This window comes from Candidatus Viridilinea mediisalina, assembly GCF_002532535.1.
In the GTDB taxonomy this organism is placed as follows: domain Bacteria; phylum Chloroflexota; class Chloroflexia; order Chloroflexales; family Chloroflexaceae; genus Viridilinea; species Viridilinea mediisalina.
This window is the reverse complement of record NZ_NQWI01000145.1, coordinates 1-10,987: the sequence shown is the minus strand read 5'-3', so window position 1 is coordinate 10,987 and position 10,987 is coordinate 1. Positions and strand designations below refer to the sequence as shown.

At 61.6% G+C, this 10,987-nt stretch carries 6 protein-coding genes; 2 read left to right on the top strand and 4 right to left on the bottom strand.

Annotation, left to right across the window (positions count from 1 at the left end; all coding sequences use genetic code 11):
* Window positions 1–344, top strand: a 344-nt coding sequence (locus tag CJ255_RS19375) for a DUF4351 domain-containing protein (protein WP_124682017.1), incomplete at its 5' end; no start/stop codon positions are given.
* A gap of 264 nt (window positions 345–608) precedes the next feature.
* Window positions 609–1,961, top strand: coding sequence for a winged helix-turn-helix domain-containing protein (locus CJ255_RS19370; RefSeq protein ID WP_165774815.1), 1,353 nt, complete (start codon window positions 609–611; stop codon window positions 1,959–1,961).
* 199 nt (window positions 1,962–2,160) lie between these two features.
* On the opposite strand, the gene CJ255_RS19365 is transcribed toward CJ255_RS19370, so the two are convergent.
* The 4 genes from CJ255_RS19365 to drmA form a co-directional block, all read right to left on the bottom strand.
* Entirely contained in the window at window positions 2,161–3,873 is a 1,713-nt protein-coding gene (locus CJ255_RS19365; RefSeq protein WP_097645735.1) for an ATP-binding protein, read from the bottom strand.
* 300 nt (window positions 3,874–4,173) lie between these two features.
* A complete protein-coding gene (locus CJ255_RS19360) occupies window positions 4,174–5,112 on the bottom strand; it encodes an alpha/beta fold hydrolase (protein ID WP_245863593.1) in 939 nt (312 codons plus the stop codon).
* 86 nt (window positions 5,113–5,198) lie between these two features.
* Window positions 5,199–6,995, bottom strand: a complete 1,797-nt coding sequence (gene drmB / locus CJ255_RS19355) for a DUF1998 domain-containing protein (RefSeq protein WP_097645734.1) — start codon at window positions 6,993–6,995, stop codon at window positions 5,199–5,201.
* A 156-nt stretch (window positions 6,996–7,151) separates the two neighbouring features.
* Entirely contained in the window at window positions 7,152–10,529 is a 3,378-nt protein-coding gene (gene drmA / locus CJ255_RS19350) for a DISARM system helicase DrmA (RefSeq protein ID WP_097645733.1), read from the bottom strand.
* Window positions 10,530–10,987: the final 458 nt, after the last annotated feature.

The following is a 10,987-nucleotide window of genomic DNA, read 5'->3' as shown; positions in this document are numbered from 1 at the left end:
CCCATGCTACAATGCGACAGATTGAACAGGAGGAGAACACCATGAGCTTACCGATGATTGGTCTTGAGAAGGAAGGCTACCTCCGGGGCCACGCTGACGGCCACGCTGATGGTCACGCCGAGGGTCACGCCGAGGGTCACGCCGAGGGTCACGCCGAGGGTCACGCCGAAGCGCTGCAGCAAGTGGTGCTACGCCTGCTCAAGCGCAAGTTTGACCCATTGAGTGATGCGCTTGAAGCGCAGGTTGTAGCACTCTCGCCATCGCTCCTCCTCAGCCTGAGTGAAGCCCTGCTTGACTTTACGACCAGCGCAGATCTGCAGGCATGGCTTCAGGAGCATGCGTAGGGGTAGAGCTTGCGCCCGTCCGCATTGCGTTAGCGCGAAGAAGCTTTGGGTTCGCTTTCACGCCAGCGCATGGGCCTCTGGCTCGCATGCGGGCCAGTAGGAACACAACAAAATCTTGACATCTTCGCCCCTCTCCCACAACGTGGGAGAGGGGACGGGGGTGAGGGCCATCTCGCCCTTCCAAAGACCTCTCTGTGTTCTCTGTGCCTCTGTGGTTCAAACCTCTATACCTCTGCAAAAACGCTCTCCCCCCCCAAAACCACCATGAACCAACGCCCCTCCACCTACCGATCCGAAATCATCATCCCGCTCCTACGCCACCTCGATACCGGCGATTGCTGTAGCATCATCGGTATCAACGGCATGGGCAAGACCAACATGCTCCAGCAGTTGCAGCGCCCCGCTGTGCGTGCTGCGCTGCTGCCTACGCTGCGTGAGCCGCTGCAGTTTGTGAATCTCGATGCGAATCTGTTGGTGCGCTATGATGCCTGGGGCTTCTTTGAGGGTCTTACTGAGGCGCTAGGTAGTGTTGCGGGCGCTGAGGCTGCGGCGGTGTATGCGGCTCATCAGGCGATCTTGGCGGCTGAGGGTAGTGGCCCCAAGGCGCTGCGCCACTGTGCGCTGGCTTTGGCCGACCTTTTGGCCCAAACGCGCCTCGTGATCGTCTTTGATGAGTTTGATTACCTGTTTGCCCAACTGCCTACGCCAGTGCTGCGCCATCTGCGCGGGCTGCGTGATCGCTATAAGTATCGCCTGAGCTACCTGACCTTCTCGCGTGAGCCGTTGACCGAGCTGCGCGATGCCGATGATTGGGACGAGCTTGAGCCCTTTGTCGAACTCTTTAGCCTGGCGCAGTTTGGCCTGGGGCCGCTCACGCCTGAGGATGCCGCCTCTGAAGTTGAACGTTTTGCCCACCGCTTCCAAGCTAGCTTGAGCAAGCCTGTGCAGCAGCGTATTGTCATGCTCAGTGGCGGCTATCCTGCCCTGCTGCGGGCGCTAACCCACAGCTTCCACGAGCGGCCAGAGAGCCAAGGGTTGCCAACCGACCAATTGCTGCACACTATCCCAGCGCTGCGCGGCGAGTGTGCCAAGCTTTGGAATGGCCTCAGTGCCGATGAGCAGGATGCCATTCGTACCCTCTTGAGCCACCAGCCGCTGACGCCAACCCAACGCGAGCAACTCATCCTCAAGCAGTTGGTGCAACCTCAAACTCAGGCAACCTTGGTCTTCTTCAGCCCCCTCCTAGCGACGGCCTGCAACCAATTCTTTGGGCTGGAACATACTGACCCCCAGGATGCCGCTGAAGCAGCACAGCCAGTTCCACTCTGTGTAGACCACGAGCGCCGCCTCGTCTCCTACTACGGTCACGATATTAGTAGCAAACTCACTGGGCTCAAGTTCCGCCTGATTGCCCATCTCGCCAACCACCCTGGGGCCATCTGCGAACCGCTAGAATTGGCGCGGGCGGTCTATCATGATGCCAACATGGAAGATTCCAACAATCACCACCGCATCATCACCCTCGTCAAGCGCGTACGCAAACTCATGAATCAAGCCGTCCCCCACGAACCCAACCCGATCCAGATTGTCAAGGGGCGCGGCGTGCGCTTAGGGTAAGCAACAAGAGGAACAGAGAAGCAGAGGAACAGACGAACAGAGGAACAGACGAACAGAGGAGCACAGGAACAGACGAACAGAGGAGCACAGGAACAGACGAACAGAGGAGCACAGGAACAGACGAACAGAGGAGCACAGGAACAGACGAACAGACGAACAAACTGTTCTCCTGTTCTCCTGTTCTCTGTTCTCTGTTCTCTCACCCCCCGAAGCAATGCGGATTCGCTAGGAGCAACTCTTCGGAGCCACGGAAGCCCTGGAGGACCAGGGGGGTACCGAGGCTGCCGAGGGCAACGACGGGGCCGGTGACCATGAAGGTGTAGCGGCCAGTGCGTTTGGGATCGGGGAGTGAACAATAGCGCTGAAAGCCCTCTTTGCCCAGTTCGATCTCGACGTGTTCGCGGTCGGCCCCGATTTTGAAGCCTTGACCGAAGATCTTGACCTGCAATTGGCGCAGAATGGTCTTATCAAAATCGGCCAGCGCCTGGGTGATGAAGCACCAACCGACGCCCTGTTTGCCGCTCATGCGGACACTCTGGCCCAGTAGGAGCTTGGTGCGCGCGCCGTCAGCCGTGTCGCCCGCGTGGTCGCCCGCGAAGAGATGGGCCTCGTCGAGGACGACGAGGGCGTTGGACATGCGGCCATCTTGGAAGGTGCGGTGGATCACTTGGCGTAGGCGCGTGAGGATTTCGTTAAGCAGGAAGTAGGGCGTTGCGTCAACACTCTCTTGAGCGAAGGAGAGAATGACGATCTGGCGATCACGCAGGACTTGGGTGATAATCTGCGAGAGGGGGGTGCGCCCTGCGCCGATGCGGAAGCGTTCGAGGGCGCGGATCCAGAGTTGTTGCAGCCGTCCTTGGTCGAGTTGGAAGCGGGCGAGCACATCGGCGGCGCGCTGCCCTTCGCCGGGGGTTGTGCCAGGCCGCGAGGCATAGATCACATCAGCAAAGCGAGCGAGGTCGCGCACCAGCAGGTTCAGGTCTTCAACCCGCAGCGCCCTGATGGGGCGTCGCTTGCCATTATCGTCGTGCAGTTCACCAAGCAGCGCGGTGAGCCGTTCAGCGGCCTCGCGCTCTTTGTGGGCCCCTTTGAAGCCAAGGCTCTCGAAGAAGCCGGTGCGCCGCAGGATTTCAGTAAAGGCTTCGGCCCCTTCGAGGGCCACCTCGTCGGTCGAGACGAGCATGGCTTCGCGGGCGGGGCGCAGGGCGTGCAGGCTACGGCGGAGGCTAAAATCAACGCGCCCATCGCCCGCCGCAAAGCGATCGCGCCCAAACTCGCCCTGGGGGTCAATCACCAGAATCCCCAGTTGTGGATTGGCCGCAAAGCCAGTCAGGAGTTGCGAGGCGAGTACCGATTTACCGCTGCGGGTTTGGCCAAAGACGCCCAAATTGAGCGCTTCGCCATTACCGCCATCATCGGTTGAGCCAAAGTGGCGCAGGGTCAGGGGCACCGGCAGGCCATCGCCGGGCGATTGGCCCGCATAGAAAATCCCCGGCTCGGTATGCACCAACTCTTGGAGTGCGGCGGCGGTCGCGGGATAGACCGGCGTGCCACTGGGGGGCGGGATGGAGAGCGTGGTACGACGGCGCACCTGGCCAGCATCATCAAGCAGAAAGATGCCCAGAGCGCTTAATTGAGCACTCGTCAGATCACTTTCACCAGAGAGCGCCGGGAGCGCACCTTGGTGCTTGATCACCGAACGGATAATCGGGTCTTCGTGCCAACGATTGCGGGTCACAATCCCACCAAGCTGGCAGAGGGCGCGTTTGCGGTAAACTTTGCCATTAAAGCGTTCAGCGACCTCAAACGTTACCCAAGCGTGATCAAGCGCCCGATCGCGGGCGCGTTCGAGAATATCAACCGTGAAGGTAGTGGTACTATTCGGAGAGCCAATAATGGCAATTGGTTGCATGAACCATCGTGCGGCACGTAAATGCTAAACACCCGTTCTGAGTATAGCAATGGTTGAGGTGGGTGTCAAATTTTTTGTTAGCGCGAAGAAGTTCTGGGCCGCGCCACTTGGCTTCGATAGGCTGGCTTCGGCAGGCTCAGCCACCGAGCCAACGGCGCGGTGGCTTCGACAGGTTCAGCCAACGCGACGCCCCTCGTGTTGGCGGCAAAGCCGCCAACACGAAAGAAAAAGAACGCTTCGGGTGAGGCAAAGCCGCACCGGAGGTGACGTTGGCGCAGCCTCATGCCGGGGGCTTTTCCCCTATGTGCTCTTTCCTAACCACTGGTTGAGGGCCGTCGCTACGGCTTCTGGGGCTTCCATGGGTAGCATATGGCCTGCTGGAATGTCTACAAATTGGGCTTGAGGCAGCCGTTGGGCGAGTTGCCGCCAGGTTGAGTTGATCATTAAGTCGGATTTGGTGCCACGGATGATCATGAGGGGTACCTGTAGACGGCTGAGGGCCTTCCAGGTATCAATTGGCACCAACGCGAAGATGTGCGCCTCCCAGGTACGTGGCCACGCTAGGCGATAGCCGCCCTGCGGATCAGGGCGTAGCCCGCCTGCTAGGTAGCCTTCAAGGGCTGCTGGGGTGAAATGGGCAAAAGCTCCACGGCCTTGCAGACGCCTACGGGCCTCCTCAACATTGCTGAAGTGGTCGCGGCGGCGGGCGGCTCCTTGGGCCAAGGGAAAACGGTGGTGCTGGCCAAGCCGCCGCATGACCCAGAGCAGCGGCAACATGGGGCGCGGCATGATCACCGGGTCGAGCAGCACGAGGGCGCGAAAGCGCTCAGGGTGGCGTACCGCCGCATAGAGACTCAGGATGCCACCGAGGGAGTGGCCAACGCCTATGACGGGCGCACTACTCACGGTGGCAAGATCGCGCAATAGATCGCAGGCGAGATCGTGCCATGTATGCACCTCATCAGGATGACTGCCCGGCCACAGTGGGCGCGGACGGTAACCAATGGCACGCAGATTCGGACGCAGGGCGGCTACAAGAGGCTGGTAGCTCTCTGGCGGAAAGCCATTGGCTGGGGCAAGGTGCAGCACTGGCCCAGTAGGCGGCCCGCCCATGTCTAGGTAGTGTGTGGCAGATTGTAGATTGCAGATGGTAGATGGTAGATTGCCGAGCATATGGTAGATGGTAGATGGTAGATTGCCGAGCATATGGTAGATGGTAGATGGTAGATTGCCGAACATGGCGTCCCAATGGGTTTTAGCGTTCTTGATAATAGCGCATTGAGATGCCATGCTCGGCTATCAGCTATCGGCTATCGGCTTTGGTATTACACCCCGTGAAACAAGGCCACATCCTCGAGGCCCAGCACCGGAACGACGAGCGCACGGTCGAGGTAGTCGTTGCGCATTTCGCACGAGGATTCGCCGATGAGGGCGCAGCCGTGGCATGCTGCGCCGAGCAGCCAGCGTCCTTCGAGGGGATCGTCGGGGGCGTGGTGGGCGCAGATGGGATCGTTGGAGCAGAGCATAGCGCGGCGTAACGCCTGCTCTAGGTGTTCTTCGATGGCCCGTGCCTGCTGGACAAGGCCGCCAAGGGTGCCGCTTGAATCGGGGCTGCCGGTGTAGAGCAGGATGGCGTAGCGCTGCTCAGCGCCGTCGGCGTAGATGCGTTCGCGGATGGCGCTCATTGGGTAGCCGCAGCGCAGCGCCAATGCCTGGATGAGCATGTGGGCCAGGGTGTGCAGCAGGATGTAGGGGCCGCCAGGGAAGGTGCGCTTGCTGAGGCGCTTCGCTTGCCATTGATCATGGCCGCGCTGCAATGCTCTGAGACGCGCTTGCACGGCTGGGCGTTGCAGCCATGTGGCGATGGCTGCGCTGTCGAGTTGGATGAAGATGCCTTCGCCGCGATTCTCTACTGCCGGAAACCAGCTTGGCTCGCGGGCCAACGGGGCGGGCTTCAGATCGTCCTCGTATTCACCGTCAATGTTGGGCATGATCGCCTCGAAGCGGGTGAAGCCGATCAGGGCCAGCACTTCGCGCAAGCGGTGGAGTTGGTAGACGGCGGCAATGGGATCACTGAGGGTACTGTGACGCCAGGCTGCCGCAGGGAGACGGCGCGCATGGAAGTCTTCGTTCACTGGCTGGTCGTTGCCATAGCCCTCCGCTACGGCAAGGATCGCGTCAAGCTCGGCCAGTTTGATCGCCTTCTCCTGCAGATACATGCCGCTCTGTTTGCGCTTGATCGCCGCCAATACCTCTTCGTCGCTGAAGCCGGTAAGCTTCTCGGCAACCAGTGGCTTCTTCTTAAAGACCTTCAGATCACCAGCATCGTCCACCGCGCTCAGGTCGTCCCACAACTCTTGTACGCGAGTGTCGAGGAGCATGGTACGGTCGGGGATGGCGAGGACACTGAGGATCTGGGGGAAGTAGGCGTTGGAGGCGGTGCGAATGAGCAGCCGCGCCGCTTCGCCACATGCTTCGTTACTCTCGGCCCCCAGCCAGGGGCGCTGCCCGCTACATTGGCCCAACGGCTTCATTTCGCGGTTCAAGGCTTCAAGCATGCGCCGCTCTTTGCCGCACTCACAGCGCACAATCAGATCGCCCAGATCGCCGCTGGTGCCGAGTTCATCGAGCCAGAGTTGGCGGCGGCATGCGCTACTGCCCCCATGCACAAAGAGGTACCAGTTGATGTCGCTGACATGGCCGTGTGAACATGCCGCGATAAAGCGCGTAGCGACGACCGGCAAGCCCTCGAAGCGCCCGCGCGCATCGAGCGCCCTGCGGTGTACCAGACGCCGCGAGAGCAGCCGCGCCCTCGGTTGTGCCTGCTCCTGCACGACAAACCATTCGGGGAAGCGATAGACCGTGATGCCAAAGCCTTTCGCCCCCGGCATATCATCGGCAGCAGGCGGGGCGTAGAGCCGTGGATTGGCAACACTGGTACACTTCTGCACTTTGCGTGTCAGCCGCAGTTCATGAATCTCTTCCAATTCACTCGGCTTAGGCCATGCATCGAGGCCGCCAATGATCGCCGCGTGGCGCGGCAGATCAAAGAGCGCCCCCGGCCCGTAGGTGGTCAGGAGTTGGCCACGTCGCAGTTGGCCATGTGGTTTTTTTGTGGTCATAATAATGAGGGAGATTACATCCGGTGGGGGTTTGGGGGAGGCTTCGCCTCCCCCAAGAAGACCCTTTTTGTTCCGCTTTGGCGGCGAAGCCGCCAAAGCGGAACAAAAAACGGGGTTTGGGGCGTAGCCCCAACAGCGGGTCTTAGGGCAACAGTCCTATCCCTCCTCCACCAACTGGTTATTCAGATCACGCAGATAGAGGTTCACTTCGGGTTCTACATCGCGCAGCGAGCGGCTGGCGCGGAATTTGCGGTGCGCGTCTGTCTCGAATTGGCGTTCGAGTGGGTCGCGCAGCAGCGGCTTTGCACCACCCAGGTTGAGGGTTTCGTAGGGCTGGTAGTGGAGCGCTACGCCCGCTTGGTGGTAGCCAGCGATGATGCTCTGCCAGGCATCCAGGAGGTTGATGAGGTAATCGCGTAGCGCACGCAGCCGTTCGTCCCGCTCGTCGCTGGCGTAGTCTTGCTGCTCGGCACGCGCTTGGAAGCTGCTGATTAGGCTTTGTTCGAGGGTCGCACGCACCTGAGCCAGTTGCCCCGCGCCCGCTGAGGGGCTGAGTTGGGCTTGGCTGTGGCGGGCGAGGGCGACCATGGCGCCCGCAAGCCCGCGATCGAGCGCCCGCGCCGCAAAGGGGGTGACGCTGCTCGCTTCGACGCTGCGGTAGAAGGTTTCGTGGTAGTGGCGGAAGCGCTCATAATGGGAGCGGTCGCGTGGTTTGTGCGCGTTCAACAGGGTGACGACCAAGCCGGGACGGTTGGCGTCGCGCCCGACACGGCTGGTGGCTTGGATGTATTCGGCGGTGAGCATGGGCTGGCCGATGACGAGCATCAGGCCGAGGCGCTGGATGTCGAGGCCCACGGAGATCATGTTGGTGGCGAGCGCACAGTCTACGCGGTGATCAATCTGGTGGAAGGGGGAGGCGAGACGCCGCCGCGCGTCGGCCACTTGGTCGGTTGAGACGCGGGAGGTGAGTTCGAGGACTTCGCTGAAGCGCAGCCGGTCGGCAAAGAGGCCGCTCGCCTCGCCGCTGCGCCGCCGTGCGCCGTAGCTCTTGATCGTGTTCTGCACCTCCTCTTCGAGGATGCGCCGCGCCCCACCGAGTTCGCGCAGGTTGTTGAAGTAGCCCAAGACGGTCATGTAGGGGTCGGCAGGATTCGCCTGGTTGCCGTCGCCCCCCGCCGCCTCGTAGGCGCGCTGTGCGGCACCCATCAGGGCGAGCCACGCACGCCGCATGACGACCTTGGGGCTGCGGCCCTGCGCGGCGATGCCGAGGTAGTGGCGGGCGGCAAGCGCACTGCTTGGCGCGGTCTGGGCAAAGAAGCTGTCGCCCCGTTCGGGGCCGGGCGGCGGGAAGATGTGGGTCTGGGTGCGCCCGAAGAGCGCCTGGATGTGCTGTTGGGCGCGGCGCACCGTGGCGGTTGAGGCGATGATCTTGGGGCGCACCGTCTTCCCGTCAATGATGCGCGTCGCCAGGGTGTCAATCGCCGTCTCATAGAGGCCAGCCAGGGTACCGAGGGGGCCGGAGATGAGGTGCAGTTCGTCTTGGATGATTAGGTCGGGCGGTGCCAAGGGCTGGCTGAGGGGCCGCCCGCGTTGCGGCTCCGCCGCGCCGTAGAAGCCGCTGGCATCGTGACGATCAGCCCCGCCCAGCAGGGCGCCACTGGGCCCAATCCAGGGCAGTGCGGCAAACTTGTCTACGGTGGCAATCAGAAAGGCCGGGAGCCGCCGGTAGATACTCTCGTCCACTGCGACAATCGGCAGGGGGCGTTGGCCTGAGAAGTCGCAGGCGAAGTTGCTACAGATGATGCGCAGTTCGGTTGGCTTGTCGCTGTTGGGCTGAAGGCTGAAGGAGGCCGGGGTGAAGGGGGTGTTGCACCAGGGGCAGCTTTCGAGCGGAATGGGTGACGGGTTGGCCTGTGCGTCGTTCTTAAAGCGCGTCACGATAGTCCGCGCCGTATCGTGGCGCTTGTCCCCTTTACGGCCCAATTCGTTGGGCGTGGCCCCCTTACCCACCCAGAGGCCAATCTCGAAGGGCCATGTGCCGTAGCGTTCAGGCGCAGCGCTGCGCTCCAGTTCAAGGGCACAGACCATGCCCGCAGCGCGGGCGAGTTGGTCGAGGGTCAGCAGGCGCAGGGTATAGCGCATGACCACACTGACGCCCGCCCCGGCCTTGCCACCATCAGCGGGCGCATTGAGACGGCGTAGCAGCAGCACAAAGGCGGCGAGGCCCAGGTAGGCTTCGGTTTTACCGCCGCCAGTGGGAAAGAAGAGCAGATCAACATGCTCCCGCTCGGCATGGTGCGGATCGCTCAAGGCAGGCAGATTCAAAAGAATAAAGGCCAACTGAAAGGCGCGCCAGGTCGGCGCGGCCAGCTTGTTGCGCACCCGCAGCGCACGCGCCACAGCCCGATTGGCAGTACGAAAGGCTTCAAGCGCCGCAGGCGAACGCTGCAACAGCGCAATCCCCTGCGCGATCCGATCCGCCGCAATCTTTGCCCGCTGCCGCAACGTCTGCGCCGTCGTGCAGCGCTGCTCCGTTATTGGGGCCGCCGCCGCGCCACATGCCGCAATCCAATCGCGGTAGCCCGTCACCAACGGCTGGAGCGCAGCCTCTGCCGCTGCGCCATCGGGCAGCGCCGCCAAGACATCCATGCGCAACTCGACACCAGCCACCGCCGTCGTCACCGTCTGCTCCACCTCAGCACTCGGCAGCCAAGTGGTACGCAGGGTATAACAGCCATCGGCAGCGAGCGTCCAATCCGCCGCGACATTATGGCCCACCGCATACTCAGGCAACCACGCATAGTGCAGATCGGCCACCAGATCATCCCAATCCTCCGCCGCAAGATCACGCAGATTGGGCCGCGCCACAAAAGGCGTCGTGCAGCGCACCTCAAGTTCAGCCTGAAAGGCATAGGCTCTATCGGGCCACTCCGCATCGTGGGGCCGATGGTTGACCAGAAAGAGCGAGACCGAGCGCGTGCCTGCTGGCAGCGGCAGGGGCCGCCCCGCACTCGTCAGCACACGTTCAACCACCTGATAGTGCAGACCACCCGTAGCGGGCAGCGGCTGCGCGGGCTGCGGTGCGCCGGTCAAGGTCACCGTCACCGGCAATTCATGCTGAGTACGCTCCCAGACCAACAGCTCCGGCGTGGCGGCAAGGGGCACCAAGCGATAATCACCCCAACGGAAGAGCACCTGGAGTTCAGTGACATCCTGAGCCACCAGAAAGGTCAAGCCGAGCGAAGAGGGAAAAAAGCCACGCTTCGCCGCCCGGCGATCATCCTGCTGCTCATGCTCCATGCCCACATGGGTGGAGACCGCTTCCACCTCTTCATCCTCATCGAGATCACTCGCCACCTCCGGCGGCGTCCCCAAAGGAATCAGAAAGCCCGTCAGATACCAAAGCGAGGGACGCAGCTCCTGCGGCAGCGTCTCAGCAGCGAGGGGGTGATCCGCCGTTGGGCCAACGAGATCAAGCTGAAGCGCCTCAATAAGTTGCGCCCGCACCGCGAGCGAGGTGGCAGCATGGGACATAGGTGGCCTCTGGGAAGGATAGAGAAACGAGGAAATAGAAAATAGGCAATAGCGCAAAAGTAACGCTGTCTGGGTGCGCGGGCCTCTGGCCCGCAGGCGGGCCAGAGGCCCGCGCACCCAGGATGGCGTATTCACAGCGTTACTTTTGCGCTATTGCGAAAATAGGTTTGTGGCATCAGGATGCGTTGCATGCCTCCAAACGGTAACGTGGCATGAAGACACCCCTAATGATACCATGCCACATCGTTGTTTTTGGGCCAAAAAAAGGGGAGTGAAGGGGGCTACGCCTTTTCCGCCAACCATCATTCTATCCTGGGAGCGAGCTGGTCGTCCACCACCTTTTTGCGCTTTCCCACCATCAAACTCTTGGAGCTTGAGACTGCACTGCTTGAAGCGAGTCGCAACATGATTGCAATGGTGATCCTGATCCACCGCGATGCCCAAGCAACCCAGGGGAA